The organism is Thiomonas sp., assembly GCF_054608695.1.
In genome coordinates, this window is record NZ_JBTRXV010000013.1 from 44,192 (window position 1) to 62,019 (window position 17,828).

At 65.8% G+C, this 17,828-nt stretch carries 18 protein-coding genes; 9 read left to right on the top strand and 9 right to left on the bottom strand.

The window, feature by feature from the left end; genetic code table 11:
• The 3 genes from ACYCUK_RS07510 to ACYCUK_RS07520 are packed head-to-tail and all read left to right on the top strand — an operon-like array spanning position 1 to position 2,012.
• Positions 1-822 (top strand): type IV toxin-antitoxin system AbiEi family antitoxin domain-containing protein, encoded by an 822-nt coding sequence (locus ACYCUK_RS07510; RefSeq protein ID WP_461594173.1) that lies wholly within the window; start codon positions 1-3, stop codon positions 820-822.
• Positions 806-1,753: a nucleotidyl transferase AbiEii/AbiGii toxin family protein gene (locus ACYCUK_RS07515; protein WP_461594174.1), complete on the top strand. Its 948-nt coding sequence runs from the start codon at positions 806-808 to the stop codon at positions 1,751-1,753. The genes ACYCUK_RS07510 and ACYCUK_RS07515 overlap by 17 nt, the downstream gene beginning before the upstream one ends.
• A 16-nt stretch (positions 1,754-1,769) precedes the next feature.
• Positions 1,770-2,012, top strand: a complete 243-nt coding sequence (locus ACYCUK_RS07520; RefSeq protein WP_297364592.1) for a hypothetical protein — start codon at positions 1,770-1,772, stop codon at positions 2,010-2,012.
• Positions 2,013-2,037: 25 nt separating this feature from the next.
• On the opposite strand, the gene ACYCUK_RS07525 is transcribed toward ACYCUK_RS07520, so the two are convergent.
• Together ACYCUK_RS07525 and ACYCUK_RS07530 are read right to left on the bottom strand one after the other, a co-directional pair.
• A complete protein-coding gene (locus tag ACYCUK_RS07525) occupies positions 2,038-2,415 on the bottom strand; it encodes a helix-turn-helix transcriptional regulator (protein WP_461594175.1) in 378 nt (125 codons plus the stop codon).
• A gap of 272 nt (positions 2,416-2,687) precedes the next feature.
• The gene (locus ACYCUK_RS07530) at positions 2,688-5,330 is read right to left on the bottom strand and encodes an AAA family ATPase (RefSeq protein WP_461594176.1); all 2,643 of its coding nucleotides are present in this window, start codon (positions 5,328-5,330) and stop codon (positions 2,688-2,690) included.
• 409 nt (positions 5,331-5,739) lie between these two features.
• Between ACYCUK_RS07530 and radC the strand changes: the two genes are divergently transcribed.
• Positions 5,740-6,246, top strand: a complete 507-nt coding sequence (gene radC, locus ACYCUK_RS07535) for a RadC family protein (RefSeq protein WP_461594177.1) — start codon at positions 5,740-5,742, stop codon at positions 6,244-6,246.
• Between the two features lie 534 nt (positions 6,247-6,780).
• A complete protein-coding gene (locus ACYCUK_RS07540) occupies positions 6,781-7,605 on the top strand; it encodes a DUF932 domain-containing protein (protein ID WP_461594178.1) in 825 nt (274 codons plus the stop codon).
• A 468-nt stretch (positions 7,606-8,073) separates the two neighbouring features.
• Here the strand turns inward: ACYCUK_RS07540 and ACYCUK_RS07545 are convergent, their stop codons facing one another.
• From ACYCUK_RS07545 to ACYCUK_RS07555, 3 genes are read right to left on the bottom strand one after another with little or no spacing between them, the layout of a single operon-like run.
• Positions 8,074-9,288: an MFS transporter gene (locus ACYCUK_RS07545; RefSeq protein WP_461594179.1), complete on the bottom strand. Its 1,215-nt coding sequence runs from the start codon at positions 9,286-9,288 to the stop codon at positions 8,074-8,076.
• Positions 9,285-10,163: an NAD(P)-dependent oxidoreductase gene (locus ACYCUK_RS07550; protein ID WP_461594180.1), complete on the bottom strand. Its 879-nt coding sequence runs from the start codon at positions 10,161-10,163 to the stop codon at positions 9,285-9,287. Before ACYCUK_RS07550 ends, ACYCUK_RS07545 begins: the two co-directional genes overlap by 4 nt.
• A 55-nt stretch (positions 10,164-10,218) precedes the next feature.
• Entirely contained in the window at positions 10,219-10,842 is a 624-nt protein-coding gene (locus ACYCUK_RS07555; protein ID WP_461594181.1) for a TetR/AcrR family transcriptional regulator, read from the bottom strand.
• A 721-nt stretch (positions 10,843-11,563) separates the two neighbouring features.
• On the opposite strand from ACYCUK_RS07555, the gene ACYCUK_RS07560 reads away from it, so the two are divergent.
• Positions 11,564-11,872 (top strand): DUF736 domain-containing protein, encoded by a 309-nt coding sequence (locus ACYCUK_RS07560; RefSeq protein WP_461594182.1) that lies wholly within the window; start codon positions 11,564-11,566, stop codon positions 11,870-11,872.
• A 259-nt stretch (positions 11,873-12,131) separates the two neighbouring features.
• Here the strand turns inward: ACYCUK_RS07560 and ACYCUK_RS07565 are convergent, their stop codons facing one another.
• Complete coding sequence (locus ACYCUK_RS07565) at positions 12,132-12,470, bottom strand: hypothetical protein (protein WP_461594183.1); 339 nt, start codon at positions 12,468-12,470, stop codon at positions 12,132-12,134.
• Positions 12,471-12,513: 43 nt separating this feature from the next.
• Complete coding sequence (locus ACYCUK_RS07570; RefSeq protein WP_461594184.1) at positions 12,514-13,434, bottom strand: LysR family transcriptional regulator; 921 nt, start codon at positions 13,432-13,434, stop codon at positions 12,514-12,516.
• A gap of 75 nt (positions 13,435-13,509) precedes the next feature.
• Here ACYCUK_RS07570 and ACYCUK_RS07575 point away from each other — a divergent pair, with 75 nt between their 5' ends.
• Both ACYCUK_RS07575 and ACYCUK_RS07580 read left to right on the top strand, forming a co-directional pair.
• On the top strand, positions 13,510-14,154 hold the full coding sequence (locus ACYCUK_RS07575) for a cysteine hydrolase family protein (protein ID WP_461594185.1): 645 nt from the start codon (positions 13,510-13,512) through the stop codon (positions 14,152-14,154).
• 18 nt (positions 14,155-14,172) lie between these two features.
• On the top strand, positions 14,173-14,775 hold the full coding sequence (locus tag ACYCUK_RS07580; RefSeq protein WP_461594186.1) for an SDR family oxidoreductase: 603 nt from the start codon (positions 14,173-14,175) through the stop codon (positions 14,773-14,775).
• A gap of 13 nt (positions 14,776-14,788) precedes the next feature.
• On the opposite strand, the gene ACYCUK_RS07585 is transcribed toward ACYCUK_RS07580, so the two are convergent.
• The gene (locus ACYCUK_RS07585) at positions 14,789-15,838 is read right to left on the bottom strand and encodes a zinc-binding alcohol dehydrogenase family protein (protein WP_461594187.1); all 1,050 of its coding nucleotides are present in this window, start codon (positions 15,836-15,838) and stop codon (positions 14,789-14,791) included.
• Between the two features lie 113 nt (positions 15,839-15,951).
• Here ACYCUK_RS07585 and ACYCUK_RS07590 point away from each other — a divergent pair, with 113 nt between their 5' ends.
• Positions 15,952-16,368, top strand: coding sequence for a winged helix-turn-helix transcriptional regulator (locus ACYCUK_RS07590; protein WP_461594188.1), 417 nt, complete (start codon positions 15,952-15,954; stop codon positions 16,366-16,368).
• A gap of 111 nt (positions 16,369-16,479) precedes the next feature.
• Here ACYCUK_RS07590 and ACYCUK_RS07595 read toward each other — a convergent pair.
• On the bottom strand, positions 16,480-17,828 hold a 1,349-nt coding region (locus ACYCUK_RS07595; protein ID WP_461594189.1), incomplete at its 5' end, for an MFS transporter.

The following is a 17,828-nucleotide window of genomic DNA, read 5'->3' on the forward strand; positions in this document are numbered from 1 at the left end:
ATGGATGCTCAAAATTCAGGAAAGCTGAACCGCTTGCTGGCCGAGCTGGGCGATACGCGCCTGGTGTCCAGCCGCTGGCTACGAGCGCACGGCTACTCCAACAGCCTTGTGGCGCGCTACGTGGGCAGCGGCTGGCTGGTTTCGCCGGCGCGTGGCGTCTACATGCGCAGGGGCGGGCGGCTGCAATGGGATGGGGTGGTCCGCAGCCTACAGGTCGGGGAGGGCATGCCGCTGCACGTCGGGGGGCGTTTCGCACTGGCCCTGCAGGGGCACGAGCACTACTTGCGCCTGGGCGATGCCGGGACGATCACGCTGTATGGACCACAGCAGCCGCCGCGCTGGTTGGGCAAGCTGTCACTGGAGCAACGCTTCGAGTTCCTGGGCAAGGGGCCGCTCGATCTGCCGGCCGTGTCTGTCACCGCGGAAGTTTCCGAGAAGGCGCTGTCAGAGGTGGGCCTGGCTTGGCATTCCGCGGCGCCTGGGACCGATGCCCTGATTTGCTCGACGCCCGAGCGTGCCATGCTGGAGCTGTGCGATGGCGTGACGGACGCGGCGCTGGTCTACGAGGCCGATGCGCTGATGCAGGCCATGACCACGCTGCGTCCGCAGCGGGTCGGCCTGCTGCTGCGCCACTGCCGCAGCATCAAGGCCAAGCGGCTGTTCCTGGCCCTGGCCGAGCGTCATCGACATGCGTGGCTGTCGCATGTGCCTCTGGACGGCGTCGATCTGGGCCGGGGCAAGCGCGCACTGGTGCCCGGCGGGCGCCTCCATCCGACCTACCAGATCACCTTGCCGGGAGACCTCGATGAACACCTGGCTTGACCGCTGGGATCGGCGCTACACCGACCGGGTGAAGCTACTAGTCGAGATTTTGCCGGTGCTGGCACAGGAGCCTCGCTTCGCGCTCAAGGGCGGCACGGCCATCAACCTGTTTGAGCACGATCTGCCACGGTTGTCGGTGGACATAGATCTGGCCTGGTTGCCGGTGCATGACTATGCCGAGGATGCGAGGCTGATCGCCGAAGCGCTGGGGAGGCTGGCCGATGTGCTGCGCGCCCGGCCTTTGCAACTGCAGGTGCAGACCTCGGCGGGCGAGGGCGGGGCGGTCACCCGTTTGGTGGCCAGCCGCAGCCGTGCGCGCGTGCAGATCGAGACGACGCCGGTGATGCGCGGTACGGTGCATCCGGTGCGCCGCATGGTCGTGCGGCCAGGGGTGGAAGAGGCGTTCGGCTTCGCCGAGGTGCAGGTGCTGGACTTCGCCGACCTGTATGCCGGCAAGCTGGCGGCGGCGCTGTCTCGGCAGCATCCGCGCGATCTCTTCGACGTAGGCTTGCTGCTGCAGGACGAGCGGGCGGACGAAGCGCTCTGGCACACCTTCCTCGTGTACCTGACGTGCAGTCCCAAGCCGGTCTGGGAGATGCTGGCGCCGCGTGTGCCCACGGATTTCGAGGCCACCTTCGAGGCCCATTTCAAGGGCATGACAGCCGAGCCTATCGGCGTGGCGGCTTTGCTGGAGAGCCGCGAGCGCCTGTTGGCGCGGGTCGCGCATTGGCTGGATGGGCCGTCGCGCGCCTTTCTGCAATCCGTCGAGGATGAGAAGCCGGATTTCAATTTGATCGGACTTGACCATGCGGCCGATCTGCCCGGCGTGCGGCGCAAGCTGCACAACCTGGCGCAGCGCACGGTCGCCAAGCGTGCGGCAGATCGCCGGCAGCTTGACGAAACGCTGGCGCGGATCGCTGGTGCCGGATGACAGGGAGGCCGATGCGATGGTTCACGATTTCACACTGGTCTATGCACTGGACTCGGGCATGGGGTCGCAGGAGGATGTCCTTCGCCAGTTGGCGGACAGCGACTGCGCCGATGCCACGGTCGGCTGGGGGCGGCCGGGTCATGTCGGCTTGGCTTTCAGCAGGGAGGCGAGCGACCGCGATGCTGCGGTCACGCTTGCCACGGCTCAGATGGCACAAGCGCTGCCTGGAGCGGTGCTGGTCCGGGTGGATGCGGGGTAGTCGCCGTAGGTGCTGGATAGAGGTGTCATCGAACAGGGCGGTGCCGGCGCAGTCTCACGTCCGGGCCGGCCGATGCGTCGGTCTTCGCTGATCGAGAGGCTTGCTTGCGGTCTTCGATCCAGGCTTGGACCTCTTCCAGATCCCAGACGACGCAGCGGGGCGTGAGTCGGAACCGCCTGGGGAACTCGCCGCGCTGCTCCATCTCGTAGACCGTTGTCTCGGCCAGGGGGACGATCTGGTGCAGCTCGTGCCGGCGGATGGTGCGCCGAAAGGGAAGCACCTTTGTCGCGGGGAATTGGGGTAGCTCCGCGTATGCGTCCGAGCCGGGCAAGGGAGGGGCGATCCCGTGCTTGCGTTCTGCGTCATCGCTGTCGGCGAACTGCCGAGGTCGTCTGCTCTCCATGCCATGCTCCGTGTGGCGACCGGGCGTGCCTGTCGCTAAGGTTGCTTCATGGAGACATGGTGACTATCGGCGAGTATCCGGACAACCCACGGCAGCGCAGGTGGGCGTGTTGGGTACAAGGAACCCGTGAAATCGATCAGCGCTGAGCCTCTTGCAAGTACGAGTGGTACGTAAACTCTCGACATCCTGACATTGGTATCGCTCATTCCTCGCAAGCTGGACCGCACCCAAAAAGCTGATGCAACAGTGCGCTCTGACCTTGGGCGAACGCCTTAAGGCGTTGCCACTGCTGAGGGCGCTGCAGCGATCAGCCCGCCCTTGCGCTTCTTGGCCGTCTCCCCGCTGCGTTTGTCGATCTGCGCGCGCCACGTCTCCAGCGCCATGATGTCGGCAAGCAGTTCGTCGGGTTCGGGGATGGCGACACCGCCCAAAAGCGCTTTGTCGTGCGCGTAGTTTGAGCACTTCGTCATGCCGGCATTCACCTGGGTGTAGTCGTCGTCTTCGACCACGACCCCGGCCAGGCGCTGTGTTTCCACACCTTTGCGGAAACGGAGGATAACCTCGCGTAGCAGGACTTCCTCGACAGCGCGCTCCCACGCCATGCGCAGTCGGAAATAAGCATCGACGGTTTGCTTCCGGTGTTCCTGCTCTTCGCCATCCTTGTGCAGCTTGGCGATGGATTGGTGCTGGGCTTTCAATGCGCCGATCCGCTTGCTTGCATTCTTGCCCTCGAACGGCAGCTCTGGATCGGCAACGCCGAATTCCTCCGCACGCCGAGTCAGGCTTTGCGTGGCGATCGGTACGCCGGCCAGCTTTGCTTCCTCTGCCAAGAGGCACAGGAAGTAGATGTCATGGGTGAACACAATGACTTGGCGCTGCGCGGCTTCGATAGCCAAGCGCTTCGCCACGCGCTCGCGCCGACGATGGTCGAGCGAAGATACCGGGTCGTCGAACACGATGCCGCCCTTGCCACCGCTCAGCCCGACTTCGGCCAGGAAGGAGCCGATCGCGACGGCGCGCTGCTCGCCTTCGCTCAAGATATCGCTGGGGCTACGGCTCTGCGGCAGTTCCAGTTTTAGCTTGTGCAGAGCCTTGCCCCTGTCGGCGCGGCTCTGGAGCGAAACACGCAGCGTGCCGACGCCCAGCGCCTTGAATTCGCGGTTGAGCGCGTCGGCAAGTTCCTTGGACACGACTTTTTCGGCCAGCTCCGACGCCTTCAGCGAGATGGCGTTGGTCTTGACGGCCGAGAGGCACTGCACGAGCTTGGCCTGATGACTGAGTTTCGTGACTGCCGTGACCACCGCATCCCTGACTTGGCTCAGCCGCACCCGTGCATCGAGTTCACCGAACTGCTTCTGCAGTACGGCGCGAGCCTTCTCGTCCGATGCCTTCTCCAGGGTTTCGGCCTCGGCGTTCAGCTTGTCGGCCAGCGCCTGAAGCCGCGCCGCCGGGTTGACTAAAACCTGATCGATACCGTCCCACTGATGCGAGAGCACCGCTGCCTTGATAGCTTCCTGGCGTTCGGTCAGCAACGGCTCGAACGCTTTGGCATCGGCCGCGAGTTGCGGGTCCAGGATTTCGATCTCGCCATGGGTCACATCGTCGAGATTCAGAGTCAGGATTTGTGCGATGAACGGCTTGTATTCGGCGTATAGGGCGGTACGACGTGCCTGGGATGTTTTCTCTGCTTCCTGCTGAATGAAGGCCTCGAAGCGCAACATGCGTGCGGCGCCTTCGGCGAGAGGTTGCTGGCATAACGGGCAAGGCGCTTCCGCGCCCAAGTCGGGGAACGCCTTGTCAGGGTGGGATTCGACCGCGAACTTGCGGGCGGCATCGAACAGCTCGCGCCAGGCCTCGCCGCCGGTGCCCGGCAGCAGATTTTCATCTTCCTTGAATTGCTTGGCTGCGAGCGCGGCTGCCGCCTGCGCCGTGCGGTAACTGTCCGCCAGGCCGCGCAGCTTGGCGACTACCGCCTGGTCCACCAGCGCGCCCTTGTTGGTGGCATTCGTCGCGATGGCCGCGATACGGCGGGCACGCAGGCGCAATTGAGCCGCTTTCTCCTTCGGGTTGTTCTCTTTCAGGCTCTTGTCCAGCGCCACATGCTGGGCCAGTTCTTCCGGCGTCAGCGTGGCCAGTGTGTCGATCTGGACCTTGGTCGTCTTGGCGGACAGTGAGGCGATCAGCTTGCCGACGGGCGTGTCGCCCTGCAGCGGCGCGAACGCCGTGAGGTCGACGGCGGACTGCGCGTGCTCCGCGTCAATCGAGGTCTTCAACTGTTTGCAGACCTTCGCCAGTCCCTCAAACACATCGAGCCCGTAGGGCACGTAGGAAAAGTCGTCTTCGCTGTCGAGGTAGGCACGCGCGCAGCGTGCGTCGAAGATGGCGAACGATGACAACTCGGGAGGCGCTGCTTTGCCCTGTGTCCAGTGCGCATCCTTTGCAACGCCATCAACGGCAATCTCGAAGGCGGCTTCGGGAGCACCTGCCTTGCCTGCGGGCAGGTTGGCGTTCGGGTGGATTGCCTCCATCTGGTCGCGGGCACGGCAGGCGCGCTTGAGCACACGCGAGTATCCCGATTTGCCCGAACCGTTGTCGCCGTAAATGATGGTCATCCCGGCAGCGCTGAACGGCAGATGTTGATTTTCTGCAATCGCGTTAACGTGCCGCATATTCTTCATGGCACGCAGTTCGACGTGCGTCGTCACCTTGACTGGCACCGGGATCTGGTCGGCCGTCAGGGGTTTGGGCTTGCGGTCCTTCGGATCGGGGATGCCATGCGCCATCTTGAGCAACGCGAACAAATCATCCAGGTCATCCGCTGTCAGCGTCTGTTTGGCCAGCAAACGCGCAACGGCATCGCTTTGCCATGTGGGCAATCCCTGAGTCCAAGCCAGTATTTCCTGCAGTATCGACATGGGTCCTCTCCAGTCGTTGTCGTTGTTTTTCTCCTTATAAGCACTGCGCAGTTGCTCAATATATGTATAGCAATGCTCATGGTGGCAGATGCGAAACATTATGGCGTCCCGGCGTGCCGCCGTCGGGCTCGCGGGCTGCGCCCCGCGCCTCGTGCCGAATCGCGGCCATCCGGCTTTGATCCCTGACGCCTTCGACCCTGGCGGGTCTGCGCGCTCCGCTTGCCGGCCCATGTGCGTGGTAGGTAGGCGGTCTTGCTGCTTCCCTTCACCGTATCACGGCGTTCTCGCCGTCAAGGGCTGCACGCCGATGGCGCTTGCGGCCGTGGCCGTCTGCGACCCCTGACTGCTTGCGCTGCGCCGTGCTGGCGCCGGTTCCGGGCAATTCCGCCCGAGCAACCGGAGCACGGTCATGTCGCAATTCTCTCTTTCCTTCGATGCCTCGCTGTTGGTGCGTGACGCGCGTGGGCGCTATCGTCCGGCGACGGCCAGCCAGATCCTCGCGGCGGCGCGTCTGGTGGTAGACCAGACGTTGCAGCGCAACGAGGAGTTCACATCGCCGGCGGTGGTCAAGAACTACCTGTGCGCGAAACTGGCCGGCTACGAGCACGAAGTGTTCGCGGTGCTGTTTCTCGACAACCGGCATCGGCTGATCGAATACATCGAGTTGTTCCGCGGCACCATCGATGGTGCGTCGGTGTATCCGCGCGAGGTGGTCAAGGAAGCCTTGGCGCGCAATGCGGCGGCGGTCATCGTGTCGCACAACCATCCCTCCGGTTCACCTGAACCGAGCGCTGCCGATCGGGCGCTGACAGCGAACCTGCGCCAAGCGCTCGCGCTGGTCGAAGTGCGGCTGCTGGATCACATTGTCGTCGGCGGCAACGACACCGTGGCGTTCTCCGAACACGGACTGCTTTGAACCAAGGGGCTTCGGCCCCTTTTTGCTGCGCCTTCTGTCGATGTTCTCCGGCCCTGCGGGCCTGCGCGCTGCGCTTGCGCTCCCAGGGGATCGGCTTGCAGCCCATCTCCGCCGCGCGTTGCTTGGCGCCCCGCAAAGGCCGCCGACCAGGCCGCACCTGCTCGGCCTTCGCGCCTGCGGCGCTGCGCGCTTCGCTTGCGTGGGATCGGCGCCGAATGCGGCCGTTGCCCGTCCAGCCGTCTTTCCTTCCTTCATCACCTTATCCCGCGACCGTAACGCATGGCAATGGGCCGTCAAGGCGCGCGGGGCCGTGTCCTCGCTGCGCTGCGGGCCGCACCCACCCCGCGCTTGTCTCCTTGACGGCCCATTGCCATGCGCCCGGTTTTTCGCGGGCGATGAACTCAGGAAAAACGGTGGCAACGAGGCCGGCCCAGGTCTCTGCGCCAACCCCACCGGAGAAGCCGAAAGGCGGGCTCCGAATCTAGGAATCCGGTGGGGGTTTCGACAGCAACCCTTTTGTCAGGAGAAAGCACCATGCAACTCGCATCCCGTTTCGCATCCCGTTCCCCCGTACTGCGCGCCGATCAGCCGCTATCGGATGATCAAATCCGCGCCGTGGCCCCGTCCATCTTTGCCGAGGACAAGCACGCCAGCCGCTCCGGGCGGTACAGCTACATCCCGACCGCCGCCGTGCTGACGGAGCTTCGCAAGGAGGGGTTCCAGCCCTTCATGGTCTGCCAGACCCGCGTGCGGCAGGACGACCGGCGCGACTACACCAAGCACATGATCCGCCTACGCCATGCCAGCCAGATCAACGGCAGCGAGGCCAACGAAATCATCCTGCTGAACTCGCACGACGGCACCAGCAGTTACCAGATGCTGGCCGGAATGTTCCGCTTCGTCTGCAAGAACGGCCTGGTCTGCGGCGATGCCGTGGCCGACCTGCGCATCCCGCACAAAGGCGACGTGACCGGCCACGTGATCGAGGGCGCGTATGAAGTGCTGGACGGTTTCGAGCGGGTAGCCGAGCGCCGCGACGCAATGCGCGCCATCACGCTGGACCGGGGCGAGGCCGAAGTGTTCGCCCATGCCGCGCTGTCGCTCAAGTACGACCCGGCCATGCCCGCGCCCATCACCGAAGCGCAGCTGCTGGCTCCGCGCCGCCACGACGACGACCGCCCCGACCTGTGGAGCGCCTTCAACCGCGTGCAGGAGAACTTGACGCAAGGCGGACTGATGGGGCGCAGCGCCAACGGACGGCGGCAGCGCACCCGCCCGATTCAGGGCATCGACCAGAACGTCAAGGTCAACCGCGCCCTATGGCTGCTGGCCGAGGGCATGAAGCAACTCAAGGGCTGAACCGAACCCGCCGAGGGGCTGCGGCCCCTCGACCGCCCATCTTCTTTCCATCTTGAACGTCCCGACATGGGACAGGAGTTTTCACCATGAACACCGTGACCACTCACGAAACCCACGCCCTTGAAGCTGCGGCCCCGGCGCAAAACCGATTCTCGTGCCGCTGTCTCAGCTTCGCCTCTCCAAGCGCAACGTGCGCAAGACCGTGGGCGCGTCCATCACCGTAAGCAGGAGGCCGTCGAAAGCGAAGCGGCGGAGGACGTCGCCACCGAGGCGGCGGAGTACGAGGCGCACGCTCTGGCGGCGTAACCTGGCCCTGCGATCGATGGCCCCAACGCGATGAGCGTCGGGGTCTTTTTTCAAAAAGCGGGTGCGGCAGGTGTGCCGCGCCCGGTTCAAAAGCCCAACCGCAATCCTAAAAAAAGAGCAAACCCAGCCATGCCCTACCAGCCCGGATAGCGAGGCTTGAGGCTACGACGCCATCGGTACCGACGTGGCCGCGCTGCGCCGCTCCGTGGCGAAGTACGCCAGCGCCAAGGCCGGCAGCGCAAAGCCGAACCATGATGTCAGCGTCCAGCCGCCGCGCGCATAGGCCCAGCCGCCCAGCGCCGAGCCCAGCGCGCCGCCCAGGAAAAAGGTGGCCATGTATAGGCCGTTGAGACGGCCCCGGAACTCGGCGCCGAGCACGAAGATCGCGCGCTGCCCCAGGGTCAGGTTCGCCGCTACGCCGAAATCCAGCACGATGGCGGCTGCCACCAACGCGACCAGCGCCCAAGCCGAACCATGTGTTGCGATGTGGGTGATCGGGAAAGCGGTGGCCACGGCCAGCATCGCCAGCCCGGTGGCGGGCCGCGTCCAGCCCCGGTCGGCCACGCGGCCGGCGATCGGGGTGGCGACCGCACCCGCCGCCCCGGCCAGGGCGAACAGGGCGATACCTCCCTGCGACAGGCCAAAGGCCGGCCCCGCCAGCAGCAACGGCACCGTTGTCCAAAACAGGCTGAACGCGGCAAACAGCGCAGCATGGTAGAGCGCTCGCCGGCGCAGCACGGGCGTATGCCGAGCCAGGTCGATCATCGACGCCAGCAGCTCGCCGTAGGTCAATCGAGCCGTGGGGATGCGCGGCGGCAAGGCGCGCGCCAGGAGCCCGCCCAACAGCACCATCGCCGTGGCCGAGGCGTAGAAGACCACGGGCCAGGACGACACCTGCGCAATCAGGCTCGCCACCGGACGCGCCAGCATGATGCCCAGCATCAGACCGCTCATGACGTTGCCGACGACGCGCCCGCGCACTGCCTCGGGGGCAAGGTGCGCGGCATAGGGCACCAGCACCTGCACGGCCGCCGTGCCGAGGCCGATGCCCAGCGCGGCCGCCAGGAACGGCAGCGGGTGGCTGGCGAGGCCCGCCGCCAGCAAGGCCGCAGCGGCGATGCCCAGCAGCATCAGGATCAGCCGCCGGTTCTCCACCAGATCGCCCAGCGGTACGACGAGCAGCAGGCCCAGGCCATAGCCGAGCTGGGTCAGGGTGACGATCAGGCCAGTTAGCTCCGCGGGCAGCCCCAGCGCCGCGCCGATCGGCCCGGCCAGCGGCTGGGCGTAGTAGATATTGGCGGCGGTCAGGCCGCATGAAGCGGCCAGAAGAACCGGCAATCCCCCCAAGGGTGGAGGGGCCTGGATTTCGGCGCTCATTCCTGTGCGGCCCGGCGCGCAGAAACGCGCGACAGCGCCGCCCAGTCGAGATGGCCTTCGCCATGCGCCAGGCTGTCGAGATGGTTGTCTCTTAGGACGCTGCCCAGGGGAAGCGGGACGTTCGCTTTCTCGGCCGCTTCCAGCGTGAGCCGCACGTCCTTCAGGCCGAGCGCCAGCTTGAAGCCGACGGGCTCGAACCGGTCATGGGCGATCGCGTCGCCATAGCCCTTGTACACGGGTGAGGCGAAGATCGTGGACGTGACCAGGTCCAGGAAGCCGGTCCTGGAAACACCATAGCCTTGCGCGAGCGCCACGGCTTCGCCCATCGTCCCGATGGCGCTGGCGATCATGAAATTCACCGCCAGCTTGATGACATTGGCCTGTTCGGGCTTGTTCCCGAAGTGCCATGTCTTCTGGCCGAGAACGTCGAACAGCGGCTGGACGACCGCCAATGCCTGGGGATCTCCGGCCGCGAGGATATTGAGCTGGCCAGCTTCGGCTACGTTCACCCGTCCAAGGACAGGGGCCGCGATGTACCCGATGCCGTTCTCGTGGTGCAGTCGCTCCAGTTCGCCCGCGAGGACGACGGAAACCGTGGCCATGTTGACGTGGATCGCTCCCGGCTTCAGCGCCTCCAGCACATGTGCGTCGATGATGACGGCGCGCGTGGCAGCGTCATCGGCCAGCATGGAGATCAGCACGTCCGCGCCCTCGGCCGCCTCGCGCGGAGTCGTCGCGCCTTCGGCGCCGAGCGCGGTGAGCGCGGCAACTGGGTCTTGCGAGCGGTTCCACACGCGCAGCGGGTAGCCGGCCTTGACGAGGTTGGCGGCCATCGGTGTTCCCATCATTCCGAGGCCGACAAATCCGATTTTCATCACAGAAGCTCCTCTGATAAATAGGAAACAAATATTTCCTAAATTGGCAAAAAAATCAAGCCAGCACCTTCATGGCGATATTCACCACGGCCTGCATGTCCTCGTGGGTGCGGCCGGTTTTCCCGACCACCCGCATGCCTTGCACGAGGCACAGCATCATCTGGGTGGCAGCCAGCCGGTCGACGCAGGCGGGGATGGAGCCATCTTCCTGTCCCTGTCGGATCAGGTCGGCCAGTAATGCCTCGTTGCGCTCCAACGCCGTGGCAATGTGCCGCGCCACTTCCTTGTCGAACGTCGCGAGCTCCGCGATGCTGCCGACGACGAGGCAGCCTTGCCGGCCTTCCGCGCCCTGCGAGGATTCGACATAGAAGGCGAGCGCGTTGCGAAGGCGCTCCAGGCCCGTGCCGGCATCGCCGATGGTCTGCCGCAACTTCTCGGCCCGCAGTGTGCGGTAGCGGTTGAACGCGGCCAGGAAGACGGACTGCTTATTCTTGAACGCTTTGTAGATGCTGCCCTGGGCCAAGCGCATGGCGCGGGTCAGGTCGCTGATCGAGGTGCCGTGGTAGCCACGCTCGCTAAACACGCGCACGGCCTGGTCCAATGCCTGATCGACATCGAACTCGCGCGGACGGCCTCGACTACGGGAGGCGGTTGCAAGCGAACGGCGGGAGGGTGTCATGGTGCGCCATTAAAGGAAATATTCATTTCCTAATCTAACATGAAATCGTCTTCGGGCAAGTATCCGCATCCTGATGTTTGTTCTGAAGAAGTCCTGGTGTGTCGGCGTTTGCGCCGCCGAGCTCGCCGGCTGTGCACCTTGCTTGCTTGCTGCTCCGCTTGTCGGCGCTCCGCAGGTGGGTGGACCGCTGGGGTGCGCTCCACCTTGCTGCACTGGGTTGTGCCGATGCGTGCTGTCCCCGACGCTGGCGGTTCGTTGCCTGCAACGCCACGAAGGACGGTTCACCGACAAACGCCGCACGGCTTCTCCATGAAGATTCCACGCCACGCCCTCAACCCGCCCACCGCCTGGCACTGACGGCATCCTCGCTTGTCGTTGCGTTCCAGCCCTTGCCAGCGTCAGGCCACAGGCCAGTGAATCTCTTGTACGGAGATGCCGAGTCGGCCCTGTCTCCATTCGGGGTGGTTCGACCCATGCGTCCTTGACTTGTCGTGAATCCTGGCGGGGGGCGGCTGCGCCTCGGGCTTCATGGCCGCAACCGTCCGGCCCAAACAATTTCCCCGCCGCTGCGCAGCTTCCTCGCGCGGCAAATTCTTTGGGCCTCCCGGTCCTCCACGCTGTTGCGGCCGCTGCGCGGTGCGGCCAGCCCGTCCCCCGCCGGGCGGATCACCGACAAGGCCGCGATGGGCGCGACCTTGCAAACCCGAACGGAGAAAACATCATGGCCAACATCGGCACCTTCACCGCACAGAACGACGGCTTCACCGGCACGGTCCGGACCCTGACGCTCAACGTCAAGGTCAAGTTCGTCCCCAACGACAAGGGCAGCGAGAACGCCCCCGACTACCGCATCCAGGCGGCGGGCGGCTACGACATCGGCGCGGCGTGGAAGAAAGTCAGCCAGGCCGAGCGGCCCTACCTGTCGGCGACCCTGGACGATCCTTCGTTTCCGGCGACGATCTACGCCCGCCTGATCGAAGGCGAGGACGGGACGCACACCCTGATCTGGTCGCGCAGCAAGGGCGACTGATCGTCGCCCCCACGCCCCGCCCACCGTGGCGGGGCGCTTCGCGCGATTTTCATCGCCATTCCCGACGTGTCATGTCCTCAGGTCAGCAAGGCCAGCGACTCCCCATACATTTCCCTGCGGATTTTCCAGCAATCGTTGCAGAGCCGTAATGTGCAGACGGCCCCCGCCGGAATCCCCGGCTCGATGAGCCGGTAGTCTCGTGTTGGCTCGTCTCCGCAGACCGAGCGTGGCAGATCCATGCGATCCAATGGACGATCGGTCAACGCGATGAACTCGTCTGAGCCTTCGTGACGCGACGCGCTTTGAATTCCGGGTTGGCGATGATTTGCCGCAGGAACTCTCCCTCTTTTGGCGGGAAGAAGGCGATGACATCCGCCACCGACAAACTAAAACGTTGACGAAGTGCCAAAGTCTCTGATTTTGCCCGCGTCATCTTCATCTTCAATGGCGTAACTGCTGCGCGCTGCTCGGCTGTGCGATCAAGTACCCCAAGTTCCTCTTGGAAACGGCGGTACGCATCGGGTGTGCCATCGTGCACGGAGTCATTGGTCAAATAAACCATCATCGTCGCTTGTCGCAGCGTGCGTTTGTGACGCATGCGTTACACATCGTCATTCCGGCGCAGGCCGCAATAAGTTTGATCAGGTCCCCGCAAGTACGCGCCGGTGTTCATGTACCACCTCGGCCAACATGTCGGCCACCACGCGCATGCGCGGTGAAGCGCGCAGCCCGCGCTGGATCACCAGCCAGATGTCCTGCGACACGCACTGCGCGGGCGGCAGGCAGCGTTCCAGCTTCGGCCGCGCATCGGCGATGTAGCAGGGCAGCACGGCCAGACCGAGTCCCTGTTCCGCTGCCTCGAGCTGGCTGAACAGGCTGTTGGTCGTCAGCGCGAATGTGGCGCCGGGGTAGTACTGCCGCTGCCAGCGCGCCTGTACCAGGTGCTGGATTTCCTCATCCCAGCCGATCCACGGCAACGCCGCCAGATGCGTGCCGCCGCGCCGCCGCCGCGTCGGCTCCACCAGCCCGCGCTGCGCATACACCGCATACGCCTGCACGCCCAGCTTGCGCACGGTGAGCTGGCCCGCCTCGGGGCGCACCAGACGCAGGGCGATGTCGGCGTTGCGCCGGGTCATGTCCTGCACCGCGGCACCCGTGATCAGCTCCAGCGTCAGCTTCGGATGCTGGGCCGTCAGCGCCTTCCAGCGCGGCAGGATGAGCAGGTTGGCCAGCGCCTCGTTGGTCGCCAGTCGCACATGCCCCGCAGGCTCGCGCCCGCGGTCGCTGGCACGGCCGCGCAGTTGCACGATGGCGTCCTCGACGCGCCGCGCCTCGTCGAGCAAGACCTCGCCATCCTCGGTGAGGCGATAGCCGCTGGCATGGCGCACGAACAGGGTCACGCCCAGCGCCTGTTCGAGCAGGGCGATGCGTCGCCCCAGCGTGGAGGCGCTGTTGCCGAGCTGCAGCGCCGCCGCCGACAGGCTGCGCGTGCGTGCCACCGCCAGCAGCACGCGCAGATCGTCCCAGTTCAGGTTTTCCATGACTGCAAAACCGCCTTGCATGGTTTTCTCTTCACGAGCATAGCGTGCGGCGGAACAATGGCGGCTTCGCAGCACGACGCACAGATCCAACAGCCCATGCACGACGCCAACGATCTCAACCTTGTCCCCGCACGCACCGCCTTGCTGATGATCGAGTTCCAGCGCGAATGGCTCGCCCCGGAGAGCAAGCTGCAAGCCCTGATGGCCGACCGTGATGCGTTCCTGCACTCGCAGCAGCGCGCCGCGGCCCTGCTTGCGCTGGCGCGTCAGCGCCAGTGGGATGTCATCCACGTGCCCTTCCGCTGCCGCAGCGACTACCGCGACCTGGCACCGACCTCGCACACCCTCGGGCTACGCGGCGCGATCCCCCGCGCCGGTACCTGGCGCGAAGGCCGCGAAGCGTTCGCCCCCGGATTCGAGCCCCGCGAGGATGAATTGATCGTTGGCGGGCGCCTGGGCGCCAGCGCCTTTGCGGCTTCCAATCTCGACATGCTCCTGCGCTTCCACGGCATCGACACCCTGTTGCTGGCCGGCTACGCCCTGCATGTGTGCGTCGAGTCCACGCTGCGTGCCGCGCACGATCTCGGCTACCGCGCCATCGTGGTCGAGGATGCCTGCGCGGCCTTCACCTCCGCCCAGCGCGCGCACGTCCTGGAACACGTCGTCCACCATTTCGGCGCGAGCGTCACCGTGGGCGAACTCGAAGCCACGCCCCTTTCGCAAATCGACACAGCCGCGTGAACATCACAGGAGTTTCCGATGCAACAACCATCCGAACGCTACCGTCGCGGCTGGGAAATGCTCAAGACCATCGATGGCGAAGCCGGCGAGCACGTGGTCGCCGCCTTGCAGGACATCGCGCCCGATCTGGGGCGCTACATCTTCGAGGCCAAGCCGCTGGCCGAGGTGACCGAGGCGTTCTTCGACCGCCAGTTCGACATCAATGTCAAAGGCCTGTTCTTTACGGTGCAGAAGGCCCTGCCGCACCTGCGCGACGGGGCGGTGGTGGTGCTGACCAGCTCGATGATCCACGACGCCGGCTGGCCGGGTTGCAGCGTCTATGCCGCCGGCAAGGCGGCGGTGCGATCCATGGCGCGCAGTTTTTCCGCGGATCTGCTGGCGCGGCGCATCCGGGTCAATGCCTTGAGCCCGGGTGTCACTGCGACGCCGATTCTCGACTGGCCGGGCATGAGCGAGAGCGAGCGTGCCGCAGGGCTTGAAGCGTTGCGTGCGCGCATCCCCGTGGGGCGTCTCGCCAGCCCTGATGAAATCGCCGAAGCCGCGCTGTTTCTCGGCAGCGCGGCTTCAGCCTACATGGTGGGCGGCGAGCTGCGCCTTGATGGTGGCACGACCGAGCTTTGACGCAAGGCGCGCATCACGCCTTTCCGACCTGCCCAAAACCCTCCAGCACCACCTTGCCAATGCTGGCTCCGGTTTCGACCAGTGCGTGGGCGCGCTTGAGGGTGGCGGCGTCGATCGGGCCGAGCCGGGTGCCGAGCGTGGTCTTGAGCTGGCCTTGATCCACCCGCCGCGCCACGTCGTCGAGCAGCGCGCCTTGGGCGGCGATGTCGGGGGTGGCGAACAGCGAGCGGGTGAACATCGCCTCCCAGTGGATGGACACGCTCTTGCGCTTGAACGCCACGATGTCGAGTGTTGGGTGGTTGTCGATCAGCGCGAAGCGTCCCTGCGGCGCGATCAGCTCGGCAATGTCGGCGAGGTGGCGCATGGTCTGGGTGGTGGAGAACACGAACGCCGGTCGCCCGAGGCCCAGGGCTTGCACCTGCGGCGCCAGCGGCTGGGCGTGGTCGAGCACATGGTGCGCGCCCATGGCCTGCACCCAGTCGCGGGTTTGCGGGCGTGAGGCGGTGGCGATCACGGTGAGGTCGGTCAACTGCCGCGCGAGTTGCGTGGCGATGGAGCCCACCCCGCCCGCGCCGCCGATGATGAGCACCGCGGCTGCCGCGCCGGGCACGGGCCGGCGCACATCGAGCCGGTCGAACAGCGCCTCCCAGGCGGTGATGGCGGTCAGCGGCAACGCCGCGGCCTCGGCGAAGTCGAGGCTGGCGGCCATGTGGCCGACGATGCGCTCGTCCACGCAGTGCAGCGCCGCATTGGTGCCGGACCGGGTGATGTCGCCGGCGTAGAACACGCGGTCGCCCGGACGGAAGCGCGTGGCCTCGGGGCCGGTGGCCACCACGGTGCCGGCGGCGTCCCAGCCCAGTACTTTCCACTCGCCCGCGGGCAGCGCGGCGCCAGCGGGCGGCGCGGCGCCGGCGCGCACCATCGCATCGATGGGGTTGACGGACACGGCCTGCACCGCCACCAGCAGGTCGCAGCCGCTGGGTTGAGGATCGGGCAGATCGATATCGACGAGCGACGCGGCGGCGTCGATGGGCAGCGGGGTTTGATAACCGATGGCACGCATGGAGTTCTCCTTGGGGGTTGAATGCGGCGGATTGCGCAGGAGAACCGTAGTGCTTACCATGCCATTGAACAAGAACGCACAAATTATGCATGTAGTATTAAAAAGGATACCGTATGCCACGCATGCGCCATCGCAATCTACAGTGCAGCCCCGGCTGCATGGTCGAGGCCACCCTCAGCCTGATCGACGGCAAGTGGAAGGGCGTGGTGCTGTACCACTTGCTGGACGGCACATTGCGCTTCAACGAACTGCGCCGCCGCCTGCCCAACGTCACCCAGCGCATGTTGACCAACCAGTTGCGCGAACTGGAAACGGACGGCCTGATCGCACGCAAGGTGTATGCGCAAGTGCCACCCAAAGTTGAGTACAGCCTGACCACGCTAGGTCGCAGTCTGCAGCCGGTGATGGCGGCGCTGAAGGCGTGGGGGGATGCGAATATCACGCTCGCAAGCAACCAGTCCGCAGTTTTGCCTGAGCGGGTCGATGTGCCAGGCATGTCGCTCGTTGCGGCGCGCGCGAGCGGTGTCTGATTCGATGGTGCAATGCTGTCCGCGTGGCGCAGGACATGCGGCTGCGCGATACGGGGCAATCTTCAGACCATCACGTGGGCGCACACATTTGCCGTATGCACGCGCCCCCGACTACTGCATGCGCTGCAACTCCGTGCGCATCGACACGGCCAGCAGTGCGCCCGCCAATGCCACCGCCGCACCGATCGCCATCGCCACGCCGAAGCCTGCCGCCGCGCTGCCCTGTGCCGCAAACACGCTGCCCAGCACGCCCACTCCCAAGGTTGCACCGATCATGCGGGCGGTGTTGACCATGGCCGAGGCGGTGCCGGCGCGTGCGGGTTCGACGGCGGCGACGGCGGTGGCGAGAAGCGGTGCCGTGCCCAGCGCGACGCCAACGCCAGTGGCGAATAGGGCGAGTTCCGCCAGCCACAGGGGTTGTCCGGCGCGCGTGCAAGCAAGCGCCATGAGCCCGGTGCCAATCATGACCATGCCGACGGTGATCAGCAGGCGCACACCAAACCGTGCACTCCACGCGCCGGAGTAGTGCGAGAGCGCAACATAGGTCAAGGACATCGGCAGCAACGCCAAGCCAGCCTCGAACGCATTGAGTGCGCCCGTACGCAGCCAACTCAGCGGCAGCAGGAACAGCACGCCGTACATACTGAAGGTCATGGTCATCATCACGGCGTTGTTGACGTTGAGCCGACGATTACGCAACAGCGGCAAGGGGATCATCGCTCCTGCTCCAGCACGGCGTTCGGCGCGCACGAACAGCAGCGCCGCGATCAGAGCCACCGCGATTGCGGGCAGGGTGGCCTGATGCACGATGGCCGCAACCGCCAATCCCGTCAACGCGAGGCCGCCGAACAACTGACCGGGCAGATCGACGCGCCGCCCTTGCGCATCGCGCGATTCGGGAATGGCGCGCGGCGCCCACCACAGCACCGCGAGGCCGATGGGCACGATCAGCAGAAACACGCTGCGCCAGCCCACCGTCTGGATCAGCCAGCCGCCCAGCGTCGGGCCGATGGCCAGCGCCGCGCCGTTGGTGCCGGCCCAGATGCCGATGGCGTGGGCGCGCTCGTGCGGATCGCTCCAGATGACGCGGATCAGCGCCAGGCTGGCGGGCAGCAGCATCGCCGCGCCGATGCCCGCCAACACGCGCCCGGCAATCAACGCGGTGATATTGGGCGCGAGGCCGGCGAGCAGCGAGCCAAGCACGAACACCGCCGCGCCCGCCTGCAGCACGCGCCGCCGCCCGAGCAGATCGGCCAGGGTGCCGCCGCTCATCAGCAGCGCGGCGTAACTGAGGTTGTAGCCGTCCACCACCCATTGCAGCGCCGGCAGCGGCGCGTGCAGGCCGACGCCGATGGCGTGCACCGCCAGATTGACCACCGAGGTGTCCACCTGGGCGATGAGCACGGCGAGGCAGAGAATGAACAGGATGACGCGGCGATCGGCGTGCGCTGCAGGGGCGT